Raw genomic sequence first — 20,463 nt, 5'->3', positions numbered from 1 at the left:
CATGTTCGATCCGTTCACGGGCGCCGAGCTCGACGGCGCCGAGCCGGTCCGGCCGCGTGCCGCGCAACTCGGCCTCGAACCGCCGCGCTTCTGCGCGCAGTGCGGCCGCCGGATGATCGTCCAGATCACCCCGGACGGATGGTGGGCGCGGTGCTCCCGCCACGGCACGATCGATTCGGCCCAGGACGAGCAGCGCTGAGCGTGCGACTGCGCTGAACATGTGACGAGGCCCGGAGGGAAGAACCCTCCGGGCTTCGTCGTCGTTCGGTGCGGCGCTGCCGTTCCGCTCAGCGCTGCTGCGGCGGAACCGGGGTCGTCGTGGTGGGAGCGACGGTCGTGGTGCGGGTCGTCGTCGACGTGGCCGGTGCGGTCTCCGTCGTCTCGGTCGTGGTGGTTCCGGACGTGGTGGTCTCGGTCGTGGTGGTCCCGGTCGTGGCGGTTTCGGTCACCGTCTCCGGGGTCGCGGTCAGGGAGGCTGCCGCCGGATCGGTGGCGGCCGGTGCCACAGCGGTGTCGGCGACCGGCGCCGGGGCGGCATCCGACGTTCCCGTGGTGGTGGTTCCCGCGGTGGACGCGGTGGTGCCGGCCGGGGTGGTCCCGGGCTCGGTGGTCACCGCGTCGGTGCCCGGGGTTGTCGTGGTGCTCGTCGTGGTCTCGGAGGTGGTCTCCGCGGTCACCGCGAGCGCGTCCGCGGAGGCGCTCTTCGCGGTGGACTTGGGCAGTTCACCCTTGTCGGCCTGTTCGGCCAGGTGGGTGAGCCACTGGGCGGCGTATTCGGCCGAGGTCAGCGGCTTGCCGTTCGCCGCGTCCGCGTCGCGCCAGTAGTCGAAGTGGTGTCCGCTGACCTCGCCGAGGGTCTGCTGGTAGGGATCGCTCAGCGCGACCGGGATGGTGTTCGCGTTGTCCGCGATGAAGCCGATGATCTCGTTGCGCACCTTCGCGGGCAGATACACCAGGTTCTCCGCCGCACTGAGCTTCAGCTCCGTGTCGGCGGCGACGTCCGTCGGCTGGGTCGGCGTGTAGCTGGGATCGGACACCTTGATCAGCACGTCGAGGAAGGTCTCGTCGGACTGCATCCAGTTGCCCTGCGCCTGGATGTCGGCGAACGCGAGCATCGCGACGCGGCCGACCGTGACGGCCAGGTCCTGGCCGGTCGCCAGGGTGAGGCCTTCGTCCTGCATCCGGTCGATGTTGAGCTGCCGGCCGACGTTCGAGGCGAGTTGGAGCAGAGCGATGTTCTCCGGGGCGTCGCACGTGAAGTCGCCCTCGGAGCAGAACGAGGCGATCCTGCCGTCCAGCGCGCCGAAGCTGCCGCTGGTGTCCGTCGCGATGCCGCTGCCGTCGGCGCTCGTGTTCCCGGACTGGTAGGGGCGGTCGTATCCGTCGGGATTGCGGAACGGATCCTGCGCGCCGGGGAACGGACCCTCGCCCGCGGTGCGGCCGGCGTCGGCGAGGATGACGACACCGACCACGTAGTTCGGGTCGACGATGTCGTACGAGCCGTCCTCGTTCGGTTTCTGGTTGCCGATCTCCATCGCGGCGCGGCGGGCCACGTCGGCGCCCTCGCTGTATCCGACGATCGCGAACTGCGTGTTCGGGCACTCGGCGCGGATCGCCTTCATCACGGTCTGGGCGTTGTCGACGCCCGTCTCGACCGCGTCCTCGTAGGTCGCCATGTGCGCTGGATATTCGACGTAGAACGCGGCGTAGTCCTTGCCGGCGTCGCGCGGGGCGTTGACCACCGGGTCGACCCAGGGGCTGTTGTAGTCCCCGGACATCGCGGCGGGCAGCGTCGTGCCGTCGGGCGTGGTGAGCATTGCGTGCTGACCGGTGCGCGGGGTGTCGGTCCGGCCGCCGATGGCGATGCTCACCATGTCGTGGCATTCGTTGGTCATCGCGACCAGAGCGGTGTCCGTTCTGACCGGCGTGTCGGTCCCCGTCACGGCGACCGCTACCAGCGCCGCCACTCCCAACACTGCCGGGGCCGCCAGGCCCGCTGCGATCCGCCGTCGGTGCGACGCCGTCTGCTCTGCCATATCCGTCCAATCCGGTTGTGGTCACCCATCGACCACCCCGCAATGGGGTGCCCCCGCGTCACAGGGCATGTCGGCTGCCCCGGCGACGGCGTTACATTTCCGTGGGCCGCGTCGCCGATCTGTGTCCGGTACCAGGTGGTGCCGGCTGCGGGCGAATGAGCGAAAACGCAGCGGCCCTGTGGCTTCGACTCGTAGGATGTCGGACGCGCCCAATGTTCCCTGAGGGCTACGCGGTGTGGCCTGATGGCTACCGCGGGCTCTGCATCTCGATTTTGTCGTGGCACCGACCGTTGCATGTCGAATACTGCACGGGAGGAACGAATCCGTGGCCGATGACGACAACCCGACCCGAGCGCCCTTCTCCGTGCCGCCGAAAGTCTCTGGGCCGGCTGGTTTTGCTGGGAGAGCCCGGACGGCTCCGGACTGTGAGATCTGGTTCACCATCGGGCAGGCGTGGCCGCGGATCACGGCCGAGGCGTATGCACTCGGCCGCCGGAAAATTCAGTTCATCGGAGGGGAGCCGCAGCTCAATCCGGCATTCGGCCGGCTGCTGCGCCGGAGTGTCGACGTCGGATTCGATTTCGTCGAGGTGTTCACCAACCTCACGCGGCTCGACGAGGCGACCCTCGAATTCTACACAGCCAACGGAATCCATTTCGCCACCTCGGTCTACTCGGACGATCCCGCGGTCCACGACACCGTCACACAGGTTCGGGGGAGCCATCGGCGCACGACCGGAAACCTGCGCCGGCTGATCGAACGGAAGGTGCCGACCCGTGCGGCGGTACTGGCGATCGACAACGACACCGCGGGGTTCCGAGGATCGAAGCCTCGGTGCGCGGTCTCGAATCATCCACCGCGCCCGGATGTTCGATCCGGCGCGATCCATCTCAGCCGGGCGGGCGCAGGGCGGCGAATTCGTCGGTGACGCGCAGGCGTGAGTCGGTGAACCGGTAGAGGGCGGCGGGGCGGCCCCCGGTGCGTCCGGGCGGGGCGGTCGTGCCGGTTGCGGTCAGCACGTTGCGGCGCTTGAGAACTCGCTGCAGGTTCGTCGCATCGACCTGGTAACCCAGTGCGGCGCAATAGATGTCGCGCAGTTCCGACATGGCGAACTCCGCGGGGGCCAGCCCGAATGCGATGTTCGTGTAGGACAGCTTCGCCGCCAGGCGGGCACGGGCGTTGTCGACCATCACGCCGTGGTCGAAGGACGTCTCCGGCAGGTGCGCCACGGGATGCCAGGCGGTGTCGTCGGGCAACTGCGGATCCGACGTGCTCGGTATCAGGCCGAGATAGGTGGACGCGATGGTACGGGGGCCGGGGATGCGGTGGGGGGCGGAGAACACCGACAACTGTTCGAGATGGGAGACCTCGCGCACATCCACCTTCTCGGCGAGCTGGCGGCGCGCAGAGGCGGTGAGGTCCTCGTCGTCGCGCAGCTGCCCACCGGGCAGCGACCAGGTCCCGGCCTCCGGATCCAGGGCCCGCTGCCAGAGCAGAACCGCCAGTTCCGGCCCGGTTGCGGGGTTCTCGGGGGTGGCCGGAAAGTGGCGAACCTGGAACACCACGATGAGCACTTCGTGATGAGTGTTACTATGTGGCATGTTTTCGATCCTAAGTCGAAAACCCCCGAATACGGAAATCCGGGCGCAGCCCGCCCCGGATTGCACGAAGGAGCCAGTCCATGACCACGATCGAGTGGGCGGGAGCCGCCGCAATCGTCGACGGCCCCGGCGGCTACGCCGGCATCGACGCGACGCCGGAGTGGGCCGAGGAGGTCCGTCGGCTGGCCCGCGAGCGCAACGCGACGCTGCTGGCGCACAACTACCAGCTGCCTGCCATCCAGGACATCGCAGATCACGTCGGTGACTCCCTCGCGCTCTCGCGCATCGCTGCCGAGGCGGAGGAGGACACCATCGTCTTCTGCGGCGTGCACTTCATGGCCGAGACCGCGAAGATCCTCAGCCCGAACAAGACAGTGCTGATCCCGGACGAGCGCGCCGGCTGCTCGCTCGCGGACTCGATCACCGCAGATCAGCTGCGCGAATGGAAAGCCGAGTACCCGGACGCCGTCGTCGTCTCGTACGTCAACACCACCGCCGAGGTCAAGGGCCTGACCGACATCTGCTGCACGTCCTCGAACGCGGTCGACGTCGTCGCCTCCATCGACCCCGACCGTGAGGTGCTGTTCCTGCCCGACCAGTTCCTCGGTGCCCACGTCAAGCGCGTCACCGGCCGCGAGAACATGCACATCTGGGCCGGCGAATGCCACGTCCACGCCGGCATCAACGGCGAGGAACTGGCCGCCCAGGCCAAGTCGCACCCGGACGCGGACCTGTTCGTCCACCCCGAATGCGGCTGCGCCACCTCCGCCCTCTACCTGGCCGGGGAAGGCTTCGTGCCGGACGACAAGGTCAAGATCCTCTCGACCGGCGGCATGATCGACGCCGCGCGCGCGACCGGCGCCAAGCAGGTCCTCGTCGCCACCGAGGTCGGCATGCTCCACCAGCTCCGCAAGGCCGCACCGGGCATCGACTTCCAGGCCGTCAACGACCGCGCCTCCTGCCCGTACATGAAGATGATCACCCCCGCCTCCCTGCTGCGTTGCCTGCGCGAGGGCAAGGACGAGGTGCACGTGGACCCGGCCGTCGCCGAGCGCGCCCGCCTGTCCGTGCAGCGGATGATCGCCATCGGCAATCCCGGCGGCGGCGAGTGACGACGCCTACGGGGGTCGGCGTGGGCTGGGAGGCCCGCGCCGACCTGGTGGTCGTGGGCGGCGGGGTTGCGGGACTGACCGCGGCCCGCGCGGCCGCGCGGCGCGGCCTGACCGTGCTCACCCTCAGCAAGGGCGGCCCCACCGACACCTCCACCCAGTACGCGCAGGGCGGCATCGCCGTGGTCGCCCCGACCGGGGACAGCGTCGACTCGCACGTCGCCGACACCCTCGCCGCCGGTGGTGGCCTGTGTGACGAGGACGCGGTCCGCTCCATCGTCAGCGCCGGCCCGCACGCCGTCGCCGCGCTCACCGATCTCGGTGCCGTCTTCGACCGCGGCCGCGACGGGGACGTCGCCCGCACCCGCGAGGGCGGGCACTCGACCCGGCGCATCATCCACGCCGGCGGCGACGCCACCGGCATGGAGGTGCAGCGCGCGCTCAACGCCGCGAGCCTGCCCGTGCTGTTCGGGGCTGCGGCCGCCCGGATCCTCACCGATGCGCGCGGCGTCACCGGAGTCCTCGTCCTCGACGAGCGCGGCCTCGGCGTCGTGCACACCCCCGCCGTGCTGCTCGCCACCGGTGGGCTGGGCCAGCTGTATGCGTGCAGCACCAATCCGTCCGGCGCCACCGCCGACGGAATCGCACTGGCGTTGCACGCCGGTGCCGCGGTCGCGGACGTCGAATTCGTGCAGTTCCACCCGACCGTGCTGTACGCGCGGGGCGGCGAGGGCCGGCGCCCGCTCATCAGCGAGGCGGTCCGCGGCGAGGGCGCACGCCTCGTCGATTCCCGCGGCGCCTCGATCACCGCAGGCGTGCACCCGCTCGGTGATCTCGCACCCCGCGACGTGGTCTCCCGTGCCATCGCCGAGCGGCTCGCCGTGCTGGGGGAGGAGCACGTGTACCTCGACGCCCGGCACCTCGACGGCTTCGCCGAACGGTTCCCGACGATCACCGCCTCGTGCCTGGCCGTCGGTCTCGACCCGGCAGTCGACCTGATCCCGGTCGCCCCGGCCGCGCACTACTCGTGCGGCGGCGTCGTCACCGACGTGCACGGCCGCACCGCGGTGCCCGGCCTGTACGCGGCGGGGGAGGTCGCCCGCACCGGCCTGCACGGTGCGAACCGGCTGGCGTCGAACAGCCTCCCCGAAGGACTCGTGCTCGGCGAACGCGCCGGGCACGCCGCCGCCGAGGAACGCGCCGGACTGCGCGTGGAAGCGACCGACGCGACGTTGCCGGCCCGCCGGCGCGCGGACCGCGCGACCCTGCAGGCCCTGATGACGCGCCACGCCCCGGTCGTCCGCGACGACGCCGGGCTCGCCGCGGCCCAGGCCGGCCTCCTGGACGCCGAGTACGCCCTGTGCGCCGACGCCACCGCGCTCGAGGACGCCGCGCTGACCGTCACCGCGGACGCGCTGCTCGTCGCGGCACGCGCCCGCACCGAGAGCCGCGGCTGCCACACCCGCAGCGACTGCCCCGACACCGATCCGGCGCAGGCGCGCAGCCTCGAGATCCGCCTGGTCGACGGCGACGTCGCCCTGACCATCCCCGACCTGACAGGAGTGCGTTAGACAATGGCCACCGAGTTGCCCGAAGGCCTCGACCGCGAAGAGATCCTCACCCTGATCCGGGTCGCGCTCGACGAGGACCTGCGTTACGGCGCCGACGTCACGTCCGAAGCGACGGTGCCGGCGGACGCGGTCGCGGCCGCGGCGGTGGTGCCGCGCTCACCGGGCACGATCGCCGGCGTCGACGTGGGCCTGATGGTCCTCGACGAGGTGATCGGCGACGGCAACTACCAGGTGCTCGACCGGGTCCAGGACGGGCATCGGGTGCAGGCCGGTGAGCCGGTGCTCACCGTCGAGGCGCCGACGCGGGGCCTGCTCACCGCCGAGCGCACCATGCTGAACCTGATGTGCCACATGTCCGGCATCGCCACCGCGACCGCGCACTGGGTGGACGCGGTCGCCGGAACCGAGGCGAAGATCCGCGACAGCCGCAAGACGCTGCCCGGGATGCGCGCCCTGCAGAAGTACTCGGTGCGCGTCGGTGGCGGCGTCAACCACCGCATGGGTCTCGGCGACGAGGCGCTCATCAAGGACAACCACGTCGCCGCCGCCGGTTCGGTGGTCGCGGCGCTGCGCGCAGTGCGTGCGCACGCCCCGGGCATCCCGTGCGAGGTCGAGGTGGACAGCCTCGAACAGTTCGACGAGGTGCTCGCCGAGAAGGCCGAGCTGATCCTGCTCGACAACTTCCCGGTGTGGCAGACGCAGATCGCGGTGCAGCGCCGCAACACCCACGCGCCGCAGACCCGGCTCGAATCGTCCGGTGGGCTGACCCTCGAGGTCGCCGCGGACTACGCGCGCACCGGCGTCGACTACCTCGCGGTCGGGGCGCTCACGCACTCGGTGACGGTCCTCGATCTCGGCCTGGACATGTAACACCGGTTCGGGCGTCGATCCGGCGCGAATCTTCCTCCGCGCCAGGCGAAGTGAGCGGAGTCGGCCGCGGTGACGAGAGCTCGGCACCGCGGCCGCTGTCCTGATGCAGGGTGCAGGCCGGTGGTCAGTCGGCGGGAAGGTCGCGCACGTACCGGCCGGGGGCAGCCTCGAGCGGCGGATACCGGTCGCTGCCGGGTGCGGCGGGTGCGGCGGTCTCCTCTCCGCTGCGGGCGATTGCCCAGTCCGCCCAGGCCTCCCACCAGCTGCCCTGCTGTCGTTCGGCGTGCTCGAGCCAGGTGTCCGGATCCGGGCCCGGTGTGCCGCCGGTCCAGTAGTGGGCCTTGGGGTTGCCGGGCGGGTTGACCAGGCTGGCGATGTGCCCGGAGAAGCTGAGCACGAACTCGGTGTCGCCGCCGAGCAATTGGGTGGTGCGGTAGCAGCTGCGCCACGCGGTCAGGTGATCGGCGATGGCACCGGAGACGAAGGTGGGCACGGTGATCGACTTCAGGTCCACCGGCGTGTCCAGCACGGTGAGCCCGCCCGGCTCGACGAGCAGATTGTCGCGGAAGATGTCGAGGAACTGACCGTGCAGGGCGCCGGGCAGGTTGGTGCCGTCGGCGTTCCAGGCGAGGATGTCGAACGCCGGCGGGGTGCGTCCCATCAGGTAGTTGTTGACGACGTAGTTGAACACCAGATCGTTCGGACGCATCCAGGTGAACGCCGAGCCCATGTCCCGGGCGCTGATCAGGCCCTTGCGGCGCGAGCGGCCCTTCGCGAACCGGACCAGCGCGGGGCGCGCGAACGCGCCGAGCAAGGCCGGGTTACCGAAGTCGAGCATCGTCACCGCGTACGCCATGCTGTGCACCCGGTCATCGCCCTGAGCGGCGAGATGGTTGAGCGCCGTAGTGGCGAGGATGCCGCCGGCGCAGAACCCGATCAGGTTCACGTCGTCGCTGCCGGTGATCTCCCGCACCTCGTCGATCGCCCGGAGTATCCGCGCGGCGTAGGTGTCCATGTCCCAGTCGCCCTGCTCGGCGCTGGGATTGCGCCACGACAGCATGAAGGTCTGCAGGCCCCGGCCGACGTTGTACTCGACGAAGCTGCGTCCCGGCCGCAGGTCCAGGAAGTAGTACCGGCCGATCGGTGGCGGCACCACCAGCACCGGCCGGCTGCGCACCGTGGTCGTGGTGGGGGTGTACTGGATCACCTCGGCGACCGGGTCGCGGGAGACCACCGCTCCCGGGGTCACCGCGAGGTCCTTACCGACGGTGAAGGCGTCGCGCGGCACCATCGACGGCATGCCCCGGTTCTCGATCACATCGGAGACGAAATGCTTGGTGCCGCGCACCAGACTGAGTCCGGCGGTGTCGAACGCTTCCTTCAGTGCCGCGGGGTTGGTCCACAGGTAGTTCGTCGGGGCCAGAGCCGCGGTGAGGATGTCGGCTGCGAATTTGGCCTCGGCCGCCCGGCGCGCGTCGATCGCGCGGCCGACGTCGTCGACCACGCCGTCGACGGCGCCCGTGGCCGCCAGGTAGGTCTGTTCGAGGCGGTGGTAGGCCGGGTGTGTATCCCATGCCGGGTCGGCGAACCGGCGATCGCCCTTGGCCGGGGCCACCGTCGACCGGCCGACGGCGATCTTCGCCAGTTCCTTGCCGAACGCGGCGCTGTGCCGGGCCACTGTCCGTCCGTGGCCGAACACATCGGCCAGGGCGCCGAGGGCCATCCCGAGCCCAGGGGGTGCGACGTCCTCGCCACCGCCGATCGATTCCTCGACGTCGTCCCTGATCACGGGTCGTGTCTGGGTCATCGCGGGTCTCCCTTCGACACCTGAATTGTCGCACCGCATAGGTGCCGTGGCGGCCGACGATATCGAATTGCATTACAAGACAGCACATTCAAGCAGTATGTATCTCGACGCGGAGGAGCTCGGCGCGACGTTCCGGACGACGGAAGCAGCGGTGTACGAATGGATATCGACAGCACCGGGTGCGATCTCGGCGATGCCCAATCCGCGTGACCACGAAACATCCATCGTGACCACGAAACATCCATCACAGCAACGCAAGTCCCTGAAGGCGCACCGTCGGTGCGGACCCTGGTGGGATACCCGGGCCGGCAACGGTGTTAGTGTCGGTGCCGTCCACACGGGAGCCCTATTGCAGGGGCTGAGATCGGGCTGACGCAGCCTGCGACCGTCGAACCTGTCCGGGTAATGCCGGCGAAGGAAGTAGGCACAGTTCCGATGAGCGCATCGAACCCCCATGCCCTGACCCATGTCCACGACGAGGAACACGACCTCCACGTTCCCGTCACGGAAATCCGCTTGGAGAACTCCCCGGGCGGGGTCCCGAACCCGCCACTGCGGGTCTACCGCACCGAGGGTCCCGGCAGCGACCCGGAGGTCGGGCTCCCGCCGGCACGGGCCTCCTGGATCGCCGCTCGCGGCGACGTCGAGCAGTACCCGGGCCGGGAACGGGATCTGCTCGACGACGGTCGCTCGGCCGCCCGGCGTGGTGAGGCGTCCCGGGAGTGGAAAGGCCCCCGCCGCGTCCCGGTGCGGGCGAAGGCGGGCCGGACGGTCACGCAGATGCACTACGCCAGGGCCGGGATCATCACCCAGGAGATGCGGTTCGTGGCATTGCGGGAGAACTGCGATGTGGAACTGGTACGCACCGAACTGGCGGCGGGGCGGGCGATCATCCCGGCCAACATCAACCATCCCGAGTCCGAGCCGATGATCATCGGCAGGGCGTTCCTGGTGAAGATCAACGCCAACATCGGCAACTCGGCGGTGACCGGCTCCATCGCCGAGGAGGTGGACAAGATGCGCTGGGCCACCCGCTGGGGCGCGGACACCGTGATGGACCTGTCCACCGGCGAGGACATCCACACCACCCGGGAGTGGATCATCCGCAACTCCCCGGTGCCGATCGGCACGGTGCCGATCTACCAGGCCCTGGAGAAGGTCAACGGGCAGGCGGAAGCATTGACCTGGGAGATTTTCCGCGACACCGTGATCGAGCAGTGCGAACAGGGCGTGGACTACATGACCATCCATGCCGGGGTGCTGCTGCGCTACGTGCCGCTGACCGCCGAGCGGGTCACCGGCATCGTCTCCCGGGGCGGGTCGATCATGGCCGGGTGGTGCCTGGCCCACCACGAGGAGAATTTCCTCTACACCCACTTCGACGAGCTCTGCGAGATCTTCGCCCGCTACGACGTCGCTTTCTCCCTCGGTGACGGGCTGCGGCCCGGGTCGATCGCCGACGCCAACGACGCCGCCCAGTTCGCCGAGCTGGACACCCTCGCCGAGCTGACCGCCCGCGCCTGGGCCCACGACGTGCAGGTCATGGTGGAGGGGCCCGGCCACGTCCCGCTGCACCTGGTGCGGGAGAACGTGGAGCGGCAGCAGAAGCTGTGTCACGGCGCGCCCTTCTACACCCTGGGCCCGCTGGTGACCGACATCGCCCCGGGCTACGACCACATCACCTCCGCGATCGGGGCCGCCGAGATCGCCCGCTACGGCACGGCGATGCTGTGCTACGTCACGCCGAAGGAGCATCTGGGACTGCCGAACCGGGACGACGTGAAGACCGGGGTGATCACGTACAAGATCGCCGCCCACGCCGCGGACCTCGCCAAGGGTCATCCCGGTGCCGCCGAGCGTGACGACGCGTTGTCGAAGGCGCGTTTCGAGTTCCGGTGGCGGGACCAGTTCGCTCTGTCCCTGGATCCGGAGACCGCCGAGGAGTTCCACGACGAGACGCTGCCGGCCGAACCGGCCAAGACCGCGCACTTCTGCTCGATGTGCGGGCCGAAGTTCTGCTCCATGCGCATCTCCCAGGACATCCGGGACCGGTTCGGTGATGCCACCGAGCAGGCGGTCGTCGCCGGGATGCAGCACAAATCCGCCGAGTTCCGAGCCGCCGGCGGCACGGTCTACCTCGAGACACCCGCCGTCCCGTCCCCCTGAGGGTTCGCCGGCGGAACGGGACGGCGGCAGGGTCGGGTCGGCGAGCACGCCGGGCGTGTCCGGCGAGGTCACGCCGCTGACGACAGGTGGTACTTGCCGACGGGCCGGGCCGGGCACAGAGTGGAACGGTGACGGGCACCGACCGCGACCGTGCCGACCCGGCCGCATCGGTCGCGTTCACGCACCGCGAGATCCTCTCCATCCTCAGCGGATTGATGCTGGGGATGTTCCTGGCCGCCCTCGATCAGACCGTCGTCGCCACCGCGATCCGGACGATCGCCGACGACCTGAACGGCTATGCGCTGCAGGCGTGGGTCACCACGGCGTATCTCGTCACCGCGACGATCACGACGCCGCTGTACGGCAAGCTGTCCGACATCTACGGGCGACGCCGGCTGTACCTGACGGCGATCTCCGTGTTCCTGCTGGGTTCGCTGCTGTGCTCGTTCGCCACCTCGGTGTACATGCTCGCCGCGTTCCGGGCGATCCAGGGCATCGGCGCCGGCGGCCTGATGTCGCTGGCGCTGGCGATTCTCGGCGACATCCTCGCGCCTCGCGAACGTGCCAAATACCAGGCGTACTTCCTCGCCGTGTTCGGCGTCTCCAGCGTGCTCGGTCCGGTCCTCGGCGGTTTCTTCGCCGGGACCGGCAGCCTGCTCGGTATCACGGGCTGGCGGTGGGTGTTCCTGGTCAACGTTCCCGTCGGGGTGCTCGCCCTCGCGGTGGTGGCCCGCAATCTGCGGCTGCCCGCGCAGCGCCGGGCGATCCGCATCGACTGGTGGGGTGCGCTGGCGCTCGTCGTCGCGGTGGTGCCGCTGCTCGTCGTCGCCGAACAGGGCCGCGAATGGGGCTGGGGCAGCGGCCCGGCGGTGAGCTGCTATCTCGTCGGCGGTGTCGGGGTGGCGGTGTTCGTCGCCGTCGAGATCGGAATGAAGGACGCGGCGCTGATCCCGATGCGGTTCTTCCGCAATCGCACGTTCGCGCTGGGTGTGCTGATCTCGCTGCTCGTCGGCACCGCGATGTTCGGAGGCATCTCACTGCTGCCGCAGTACCTGCAGGTGGTGCGTGGATCGTCACCGACGGTCGCCGGGCTGCAGATGATCCCGATGGTGCTCGGCATCATGACCGGCTCGGTGTTCTCGGGCCAGCTCATCGCGCACACCGGGCACTACCGGATCTACCCGATCATCGGATCGGCGATGCTCACCGTCGGCATGTTCCTGCTGCACACGATCGCCACGGACACGGCGCTGGCGCTCGTGATGGCCTACATGGCGATCCTCGGGTTCGGCCTGGGCAATCTCCTGCAGCCGATCACCCTCGCGTTGCAGAACGCGTTGCCACCGCAGGACATGGGGGTGTCCACCGCGGCGGCCACGTTCTTCCGGCAGATCGGCGGCACCCTCGGGGTGGCGGTGTTCCTGTCGATCCTGTTCGCCCGAGTCACTTCCGCGATCGCCGAGCGTCTGGCCGCCGCGGCCGCCGATCCCGGTTTCCGGTCGGCGCTGACCGCGGCGACGCGCGGGGGTGATCCGGTCGACGCGTCGTTCGCCCGCGGTGTGCTCGAACGGGATCCGGGTGCGCTCGAATCGGTGCTCGGGGACAGTTCGATCGTGCAGCGGCTGAACCCGGTTCTCGCGCGACCGCTCGCCGACGGGTTCGCCGACGCGATGGACACGGTCTTCCTCGTGACCTCGGTCGTCGGTGTGGTGACGGTCGTGCTGGTGCTGCTCTGGCGGGAGGTACCGCTGCGACCCGATTCCGGCCTCGCCGCGGCCCGGGCCACGGACACCGGTAACTGAACATGCATTCGCAGTGCATCAGATCGGTCGTTCGAACGGTGGCGATCCCGGTGGTTCATCACGTAGAACTTTGGAGAGCACCCGATGTGATCGCTCTCACTGCGGGTGCTTTTCCGGTGAGCTGCAGGGGGCTCACCCCGAAGTGAGCTCTCGCGTGGCGGGTAGCGGAAAGAAACCGAATGCGGTTACCGATGTCACCGACCGATTCGATGTTCCTGCTCGGCGAGTCCCGTGAGCATCCGATGCACGTCGGGGGACTGCTGCTGCTGCAGCCACCGGAGGGCGCCACCGATCAGGACGTTCGAGCTCTGTTCGTCGAGGCGTTGTCCCGCGACGACGCTGTGGCGCCGCTGTGGCGCCGCCGCGCGGTGCGGTCGCTGTCCACGCTCTGGCAGTGGGCGTGGGAGGAGGATCCTCGCTTCGATCTCGACCACCACGTGCGCTTCAACGCCCTGCCGCGACCGGGCGGTATCGACGAGCTGTGGGAGCTGGTGTCGCGCCTGCACAGCACCGTCCTGGACCGGTCCCGGCCCCTGTGGGAGATCTACCTGATCGAGGGGCTGGCCGACGGCAGGTACGCGATCTACGTCAAGATCCACCACGCCCTCGCCGACGGTGTCGGCGCGATGAAACTGCTGCGGCGGGTGCTCTCCCCCGATCCGTGCGAGACCGGGATGCCGGCGCCGTGGGGCACCGTGGACCGCTCGAACCCGGCGAGGTCCGCGGTCGGCACCGCCATCGACCTGCCCGGCGCGATCGTCCGCGCGGTGCGCGCGACCGTCGCGGAGGCCGTCGGGATCGTGCCGGCGCTGGTGGGGACCGTCGATCGGGCGCTGCACGACCGCGGTGGGTCGATGTCGCTGTCCGCGCCGAACAGCATGTTCAACGTGCCCATCGCGGGGGCACGCCGGTTCGCGGCCCGCTCGTGGCCGCTCGAACGCGTGCAGATGGTCGCGAAGGCTGCCGATGCCACCGTCAACGACGTGGTGCTCGCGATGTCGGCGGGCGCGCTGCGCACGTTCATGCTCGAACACGACGCCCTGCCCGACGATCCGCTCATCGCGATGGTCCCGGTGTCGCTGCGCAAGGACAAGGATCCGGGCGGCAACGACGTCGGCGTCCTCATGTGCAATATCGCTACCCACCTCGCGGACCCGCATGCCCGCCTGAAGGCCGTCCGGGACTCGATGGCCGAGGGCAAGCAGTCGATGGAAGGGATGTCGACGGTGTCGCGGCTCGCGGCGAGTGCCCTGGGCATCGCGCCGCTCGCGGTGGGGGTGCTCACCGGGAACCGGGCGTTGCCGCGGCCACCGTTCAACGTGATCGTCTCGAACGTGCCCGGTCCCACGGATCCGTTGTACTGGAACGGTTGCCGCGTCGACGCCCTGTATCCGCTGTCGGTGCCGGTCGACGGGCAGGCGCTGAACATCACGTGCACGAGCACCGACGGCGAGATCGCGTTCGGTCTCACGTCGTGCGGGCGCAGCATCCGGCAGTTGCATCCACTGCTCGATCATCTCGGCGCGGAACTCGAGGCGCTCGAGGCTGCCTACGAGGTGGGGGCCCCGGCGTAGGCGGTGGTCGTCAGCCGTGGTCGATGTACGACTCGAGCTGGTCGCGTTCGGCCTGCAGTTCGTCGATGCGGCTCTTGACGATGTCGCCGATGCTGACGATGCCCGCGAGGTGCCCGTCCACGAGCACGGGCAGGTGCCGGATCCGCCGCTCGGTCATGGTCTCGGCGAGACTGTCGACGCTGTCGCTCGGCAGGCACGTGTACATCGCCGTGGTCATCACGTCGGAGACGCGTGCATCGAGGACGCCGGGGCCGTGCACGTGGATCAGCCGGACCACGTCGCGTTCGGTGACGATGCCGATCGGGGCGGTGTCCTCGAGGACGACCAGGGCACCCAGGTTTCGGGTGGCCAGGACTTCGACAACCTCCCCGACCGTCGCGGTCGGGGGCACGGTCACCACGTTCCGGCCCTTGTTGCGCAGCACATCCGCGATTCGCATCCGGATCTCCGATCCATCCGCTTTTCCGTTATCCGCCCGCGTCCAGCATCGGCAGACATCGAGCGTATGCCAGGGTCGCGACCCGCCCCGGGGTCTTTACCGACTCGTGACCGATGCGCGGCTGTCTGCGCCGGTTTCGGCTTCGCTAGGCTCCTCGCCGTGACTCGATTCGATGCCGACGTCGTTGCTGCCGTGACCGGACACATGAACGACGACCATGCCGACGACAACCTGCTGATCGTCCGTGCCTTCGCGGAGCCCACCGCCACGGCGGCGCGCATGATCGGTCTCGACGCCGAGGCGGGGCAGTGGCAGCTGACCACCGGCGACGGCGACGAGCGGATCGTGCGGGTGCCGTGGCTCGAACCGGCCGGCGACCGGGCGGCGATCCGTGGCGCGGTGGTGGCGCTCTACCACGCGGCGTGCGAGCGACTCGGCGTCGCGCCCGCCGAGCACTGACTCGACAACCCTGACCGCGGGCGGTCGGTACTCCACGATCGCGGGCGGTCAGTATTCCTTCGGCGTGCGGTCGGCGAGATCCTGGAGGTTCGCTCCTTCGGTGACCTCGTGGCTGCCGCTGCCCCAGCCGACGTGCGATTCGGCGCGCATCCGATCCGACATGTGCGGGTAGTGCAGCTCGAACGCCGGACGCTCCGAACGGATGCGCGGCAGCTCCGTGAAGTTGTGCCGCGGCGGCGGGCAGGAGGTGGCCCACTCGAGCGAGTTGCCGTAACCCCACGGGTCGTCGACCGTGACGACCTGGCCGTACCGGTAGCTCTTGAAGACGTTCCACAGGAACGGCAGCGTCGACGCGCCGAGGATGAACGCGCCCACGGATGAGATGCTGTTCAGCGTGGTGAAGCCGTCGGTGGGCAGGTAGTCGGCGTAGCGACGCGGCATGCCCTCGTTGCCCAGCCAGTGCTGCACCAGGAAGGTGGTGTGGAAGCCGATGAACGTCAGCCAGAAGTGCCACCGTCCCAGGCGTTCGTCGAGCATCCGGCCGGTCATCTTCGGGAACCAGAAGTAGATGCCCGCGTAGGTGGCGAACACGATGGTGCCGAAGAGCACGTAGTGGAAGTGCGCGACCACGAAGTACGAGTCGTGCAGGTGGAAGTCCATCGGCGGGCTCGCGAGGATGATGCCGGTCAGGCCACCGAAGAGGAACGTGATGATGAACCCGACCGAGAACAGCATCGGGGTCTCGAAGGTGAGCTGACCCTTCCACATCGTGCCGATCCAGTTGAAGAACTTCACGCCGGTCGGGACGGCGATGAGGAACGTCATGAACGAGAAGTACGGCAGCAGCACGGCGCCGGTGGCGTACATGTGGTGCGCCCACACCGCGATAGACAGGGCCGCGATCGCGATCGTCGCGTACACCAGACCCGAATACCCGAAGATCGGCTTGCGGGAGAAGACCGGGAAGATCTCCGAGACGATGCCGAAGAACGGCAACGCCACCACGTACACCTCGGGGTGCCCGAAGAACCAGAACAGGTGCTGCCACAGGATCACCCCGCCGGTGGCGGGGTCGTAGACGTTCCCGTTCAGCACCCGGTCGACGAACAGCCCCATGAACGCGGCGGTGAGCAGCGGGAACACCAGCAGGATCAGCACGCTGGTGATGAGGATGTTCCAGGTGAAGATCGGCATCCGGAACATGGTCATGCCGGGGGCCCGCAGGCACACGACCGTCGTGGTCATGTTCACGGCGCCGAGGATCGTGCCCAGACCCATGATGGCCAGACCCATCACCCACAGGTTCGCGCCGACGCCGGGCGTGTGCGTCACGTCGGACAGTGGGGTGTAGGAGGTCCAGCCGAAGTCGGGGGCGCCGCCCGGGGTGATGAACGACGAGACGACGATCAGCGCACCGAACAGGTACAGCCAGTAGCTCAGGGCGTTCAGACGCGGGAACGCGACGTCGGGGGCGCCGATCTGCAACGGCAGGATGTAGTTCGCGAAACCGAACACGATCGGCGTCGCGTACATCAGCAGCATCACGCCGCCGTGCACGGTGAACAACTGGTTGTACTGCTCGTTCGACAGGAACTGCATGCCCGGGACCGCGAGTTCGGCGCGCATCAGCATTGCCATCAGGCCGCCGGCCAGGAAGAACCCGAACGAAGTGACCATGTACATGATCCCGAGGTCCTTGGGATCGGTCGTGGTCATCAGCTTGTAGAGCACCGAGCCCTTGAGGTGATAACGCGCGGGCATGGGACGCGTCGCGCGGGGCGCGGGTGCGGTCACCACTGGATTCACGATGCCTCCGGTCCGCCGTCCGAGAACGGCCGAGTCGTGCACCACCGAGAGGTTCGGACGCGGGTACCGACACCCGGTACCGGACGACCGGCAGTTGGCTGGTCCGGGCCAGCGTAACCCCGTTCCGCCGGCGCTCGCGGGGCTTTCGGGGGGCGGGTCAGACCGTCGCGGCGCGGCGCACCGTCGCCAGGAACGCAGCCGCGGTCAGGAACAGTCCGGAGAACACGCGGTTGGTGATCGACTGCTGCCGCGGGGACCGCATCAGGGTGAGCACGCGCGCGGCCAGACCGGTGTAGCCGGTCATCACGACGACGTCGACGGCGACCATGGTCGCCGCGATCGCCAGATACTGCGGCAACAGCGGCGCCGCCGGTTCCAGGAACTGCGGCAGCACCGCCAGCATGAAGACGACGGCCTTCGGATTCGAGGCGTTGACGAGGAAGCCCCGCAGCACCAGCGCCGGCGCGGACGCGCCCCGCGTCGGCGTCTCGGCCTCGGTTTCGGTGGGCCGGGCCCGCCACTGCCGGATTCCGAGATACACGAGATACGCGACGCCGAACCACTTGATGACGGTGAACGCGGTCGCGGACCGGGCCAGGACGGCGCCGACGCCCGCGGCGACCACCGCGATCTGCAGCAGCAGACCCAGTTGCAGACCGAGGATGTTCCAGTAGCCGCGGCGCAGGCCGTGCGCGAGTCCCGAGGACATCGACGCGACGGCCCCGGCGCCGGGGGACAGGCTGATCACCCACGCCGCGCCGAGGAAGGCGAGCCACATCTGCCAGGTCATCGCACGATTCTAGGACAGCGCAGATCTAGGGTGCGCCGCCGCCGATGATCGCGCGATAGGCCTCGACGCCGTCGGTGGGGCGGCGGGCCAGTGTCGGATCGGTGCGGGCGTCGACCGTGTAGAGCCCGAACCGTGGCGTGTACGAGCCCCATTCGTAGTTGTCGGTGAGCGACCAGTAGTTGTAGCCGAACACCGGTGCGCCGTCGTCGATCGCGCGGGCCACCGCGGCGACGTGCTCGCGCAGGTGCCGGGAGCGGGTCCAGCCGTCCGGACGCGGCGCCCCGTCGGCGGTGGGCATACCGTTCTCGACGACGTACAGCGGCAGCCCCGGATACCGCCGGGTGTAGTCCATCAGCGCGTCGTGCAGCCCCTGCGGATGCGGGCGCACCGCCGCGAAGTCGTCGAACGCGGCGTGGATCGCGGTGAGATTGCCGGGCTCCACCCCGTAGTAGTAGTCGACCCCGACGAAGTCCAGGCGGTCGCGGACGCGGTCGAGGAACAACGTGTCCAGGTAGGACTGGGCGCCGGGGATGTACGCGACGTTCGAGGTGACCTTCGCGTCCGGATCGTGCCGGTGGATCAGCTCGTACGCACCGCGGTGCGCGGCGACGAGCCCGTCGAACATGCGGGGGACGTCGGTGGGGAACAACCCGCCGAAGGTGAGTTCCTGCCGCACGTAGATCGTCGGTTCGTTGACGGTGACCCACAGCGCCCCGACGCTCGCGTACCGGGCGACCACCCGTTCGGCGTTGGCCAGCCAGGCCGCGACCGTGCCGGGATCGGCCCAGCCGCCGCGGTCGGCGATCCACCCGGGATACACCCAGTGGTCCAGGGTGATCATCGGCGTCATGCCGTGCTCCCGGATCGCGGCGACCACGTCGTCGTAGTACGCGAACTCCGTCTCGTCCCAGTGATCTGCCCGCGGCTGGACCCGGGCCCATTCGACGGAGAACCGGAACACGTCCACCCCGAGGTCGGCGGCGCGCGCGATGTCCTCGCGATAGCGGTGGCGGAAGTCGACGGCGGCACCGATCGGGTCGCGGGTGCGGCCCGAGGCCGAGTAGCGCGACCAGTTGCTGTCCGGCGACGAGCCCTCGGATTGGAAGCCGGACGAGGAGACGCCCCACAGAAACTCGGTCGGTGCCAACTCGGTCGGTGCCAACTCGGTCGGTGCCGCTGCGGCCGTTGTGGGCAGGATCGACGCGGTGAGGATCAGCGCGACCGCGACGACCGCCGCCCGCACCCGGTTCACCCGAACCCCGCTGCCGATCCGGACTGCGCTGCGACGGCGGACGCGATCGGGGTCCACTGTTCGGCCAGGACCCGGCGCCCGACGAACAGCCCGATGTGCCCGTCCTCGACGGTGTGCAGGGCGATCCGTTCGGGTGCGGTGCCCACGAGCGCGGCCAGGGCGTGCACCTGTGCGGGCGGGGCCAGCAGGTCGCCGGTACCGGCGAGCAGAACCAGAGGGCAGTCGATCTCGGTGAGGTCGACGCGCCGCCCGCCGATCACCAGTTCCCCGCGGGCCAGTTCGTTGCCCACCACGAGGTGCTCGACGATCCAGTCCCGGAACGCGGCGGGGATCGGCTGGCGCCACACGAACCAGCGGCGCTGCTCGGTGATCCGCGCGATCACCTCGGGGTCGTCGAGCCCGCCGAGCAGGTCCATCGCCCGTTGCACCTCGCCGACGGGGTCGGTGAGGTGGACGCCGAACAGGTGCCCGGTGTCGTAGACCAGGGCCGCGGCGGCGGCGCCCATCCTGCGGGGCAGGTGGCCGAGCAGGCCGAGTCCCGGCCGGTCGGCGTGGAAGTCGATCGGGGCTCCCGCGACGGTCAGCGTGTGTACCTCGTCGGGGTGCAGCGCCGCGTACACGGTGGCGAGCCACCCGCCCTGGCTGTCACCGATGAGATTGACCCGTCCGCCGAGGTGGGCCACCGCCTCGGCGACGACGGCCAGATGTTCGTCGATCGAGTCGCCGTCGGTCTCGGCCGTCGCGGGTAGCCAGTCCAGGCAGTACAGCCGGGTCAGTCCGCCGGCGTGCAGCGCCGCGATCTGGCTGCGTTCGGTGGAGTGGTCGACGATGCACGAATCGGTGCCGGCCTGCGGTGGCAGGAGCAGGGTGGGCACGGTCCCGGCCGCCGACGGTGATGCGACGGTGCAGTCCCGCAGCCGCGCGAGCGGCCACTGCAGGGCCACGGGCCACGGATGGGCCCAGCCGGGCCGGTCGCGGTCGGTGAGGACGTTCACGAACGCGGTGGCGTCGTCGACGATGTCGAGCGGACCGGCACCGCGCCGGGCCAGACCGAGCAGATAGGCGCTCCAACCGGCGATCGCCGCGGCATCCGCACGAGATCGGCCGCCGGGTGGCGGGGATCGGCCTGATCGCGACGGCAGCGGGCGATCTGCACCGGTCCGGTCTCGGGCGGTACCTGC

General features: G+C 69.6%; 17 protein-coding genes and 1 riboswitch. Of the genes, 9 read left to right on the top strand and 8 right to left on the bottom strand.

Annotated elements, in window-relative coordinates; all coding sequences use genetic code 11:
* The first annotated feature begins 1 nt into the window (after position 1).
* On the top strand, positions 2–199 hold the full coding sequence (bsaP, locus tag ACWDUD_RS20695; protein WP_197256707.1) for a biotin synthase auxiliary protein BsaP: 198 nt from the start codon (positions 2–4) through the stop codon (positions 197–199).
* An 88-nt stretch (positions 200–287) separates the two neighbouring features.
* Here bsaP and ACWDUD_RS20690 read toward each other — a convergent pair whose 3' ends face one another.
* Positions 288–2,036, bottom strand: coding sequence for a cutinase family protein (locus tag ACWDUD_RS20690; protein ID WP_450110482.1), 1,749 nt, complete (start codon positions 2,034–2,036; stop codon positions 288–290).
* Positions 2,037–2,361: 325 nt separating this feature from the next.
* Between ACWDUD_RS20690 and ACWDUD_RS20685 the strand changes: the two genes are divergently transcribed.
* Positions 2,362–2,964, top strand: coding sequence for a radical SAM protein (locus ACWDUD_RS20685; protein ID WP_450110481.1), 603 nt, complete (start codon positions 2,362–2,364; stop codon positions 2,962–2,964).
* Here ACWDUD_RS20685 and ACWDUD_RS20680 read toward each other — a convergent pair.
* The gene (locus ACWDUD_RS20680; RefSeq protein ID WP_450110480.1) at positions 2,927–3,637 is read right to left on the bottom strand and encodes an NUDIX hydrolase; all 711 of its coding nucleotides are present in this window, start codon (positions 3,635–3,637) and stop codon (positions 2,927–2,929) included. The genes ACWDUD_RS20685 and ACWDUD_RS20680 overlap by 38 nt on opposite strands.
* Before the next feature lie 80 nt (positions 3,638–3,717).
* On the opposite strand from ACWDUD_RS20680, the gene nadA reads away from it, so the two are divergent.
* From nadA to nadC, 3 genes are read left to right on the top strand one after another with little or no spacing between them, the layout of a single operon-like run.
* Positions 3,718–4,749 (top strand): quinolinate synthase NadA, encoded by a 1,032-nt coding sequence (gene nadA, locus ACWDUD_RS20675; RefSeq protein ID WP_197255389.1) that lies wholly within the window; start codon positions 3,718–3,720, stop codon positions 4,747–4,749.
* A complete protein-coding gene (locus tag ACWDUD_RS20670) occupies positions 4,746–6,317 on the top strand; it encodes an L-aspartate oxidase (RefSeq protein ID WP_450110479.1) in 1,572 nt (523 codons plus the stop codon). Before nadA ends, ACWDUD_RS20670 begins: the two co-directional genes overlap by 4 nt.
* Positions 6,318–6,320: 3 nt before the next feature.
* Entirely contained in the window at positions 6,321–7,187 is an 867-nt protein-coding gene (nadC, locus tag ACWDUD_RS20665) for a carboxylating nicotinate-nucleotide diphosphorylase (protein ID WP_450110478.1), read from the top strand.
* Between the two features lie 124 nt (positions 7,188–7,311).
* On the opposite strand, the gene ACWDUD_RS20660 is transcribed toward nadC, so the two are convergent.
* On the bottom strand, positions 7,312–8,994 hold the full coding sequence (locus tag ACWDUD_RS20660; protein WP_450110477.1) for a PHA/PHB synthase family protein: 1,683 nt from the start codon (positions 8,992–8,994) through the stop codon (positions 7,312–7,314).
* A gap of 327 nt (positions 8,995–9,321) precedes the next feature.
* Positions 9,322–9,431: riboswitch (TPP riboswitch) on the top strand.
* Between ACWDUD_RS20660 and thiC the strand changes: the two genes are divergently transcribed.
* The 3 genes from thiC (at position 9,430) to ACWDUD_RS20645 (ending at position 14,536) form a co-directional block, all read left to right on the top strand.
* Positions 9,430–11,160 carry a phosphomethylpyrimidine synthase ThiC gene (thiC, locus tag ACWDUD_RS20655; RefSeq protein WP_450110476.1) on the top strand — a complete coding sequence of 577 codons (1,731 nt, stop codon included), beginning with the start codon at positions 9,430–9,432 and terminating at the stop codon, positions 11,158–11,160. It overlaps the preceding riboswitch by 2 nt.
* A gap of 128 nt (positions 11,161–11,288) precedes the next feature.
* A complete protein-coding gene (locus ACWDUD_RS20650) occupies positions 11,289–12,962 on the top strand; it encodes an MDR family MFS transporter (RefSeq protein WP_450110475.1) in 1,674 nt (557 codons plus the stop codon).
* A gap of 179 nt (positions 12,963–13,141) precedes the next feature.
* A complete protein-coding gene (locus ACWDUD_RS20645; RefSeq protein WP_450110474.1) occupies positions 13,142–14,536 on the top strand; it encodes a WS/DGAT/MGAT family O-acyltransferase in 1,395 nt (464 codons plus the stop codon).
* Between the two features lie 10 nt (positions 14,537–14,546).
* Here ACWDUD_RS20645 and ACWDUD_RS20640 read toward each other — a convergent pair whose 3' ends face one another.
* On the bottom strand, positions 14,547–14,975 hold the full coding sequence (locus ACWDUD_RS20640) for a CBS domain-containing protein (protein ID WP_450110473.1): 429 nt from the start codon (positions 14,973–14,975) through the stop codon (positions 14,547–14,549).
* A 159-nt stretch (positions 14,976–15,134) separates the two neighbouring features.
* Here ACWDUD_RS20640 and ACWDUD_RS20635 point away from each other — a divergent pair, with 159 nt between their 5' ends.
* Positions 15,135–15,434 carry a DUF2470 domain-containing protein gene (locus ACWDUD_RS20635; protein ID WP_248674891.1) on the top strand — a complete coding sequence of 100 codons (300 nt, stop codon included), beginning with the start codon at positions 15,135–15,137 and terminating at the stop codon, positions 15,432–15,434.
* A gap of 48 nt (positions 15,435–15,482) precedes the next feature.
* Here the strand turns inward: ACWDUD_RS20635 and ctaD are convergent, their stop codons facing one another.
* From ctaD to ACWDUD_RS20615, 4 genes are all read right to left on the bottom strand, one after another.
* Positions 15,483–17,195 (bottom strand): aa3-type cytochrome oxidase subunit I, encoded by a 1,713-nt coding sequence (gene ctaD, locus ACWDUD_RS20630; RefSeq protein ID WP_450110513.1) that lies wholly within the window; start codon positions 17,193–17,195, stop codon positions 15,483–15,485.
* 202 nt (positions 17,196–17,397) lie between these two features.
* The gene (gene rhtB / locus ACWDUD_RS20625; RefSeq protein WP_248674892.1) at positions 17,398–18,030 is read right to left on the bottom strand and encodes a homoserine/homoserine lactone efflux protein; all 633 of its coding nucleotides are present in this window, start codon (positions 18,028–18,030) and stop codon (positions 17,398–17,400) included.
* A gap of 25 nt (positions 18,031–18,055) precedes the next feature.
* Complete coding sequence (locus tag ACWDUD_RS20620; protein ID WP_450110512.1) at positions 18,056–19,273, bottom strand: glycoside hydrolase family 1 protein; 1,218 nt, start codon at positions 19,271–19,273, stop codon at positions 18,056–18,058.
* Between the two features lie 5 nt (positions 19,274–19,278).
* Positions 19,279–20,361: an alpha/beta fold hydrolase gene (locus tag ACWDUD_RS20615; RefSeq protein WP_450110511.1), complete on the bottom strand. Its 1,083-nt coding sequence runs from the start codon at positions 20,359–20,361 to the stop codon at positions 19,279–19,281.
* Between the last annotated feature and the right edge of the window lie 102 nt (positions 20,362–20,463).

It is taken from the genome of Rhodococcus sp. NPDC003382 (assembly GCF_053589135.1).
This window is presented reverse-complemented; position numbering and strand designations above follow the sequence as displayed.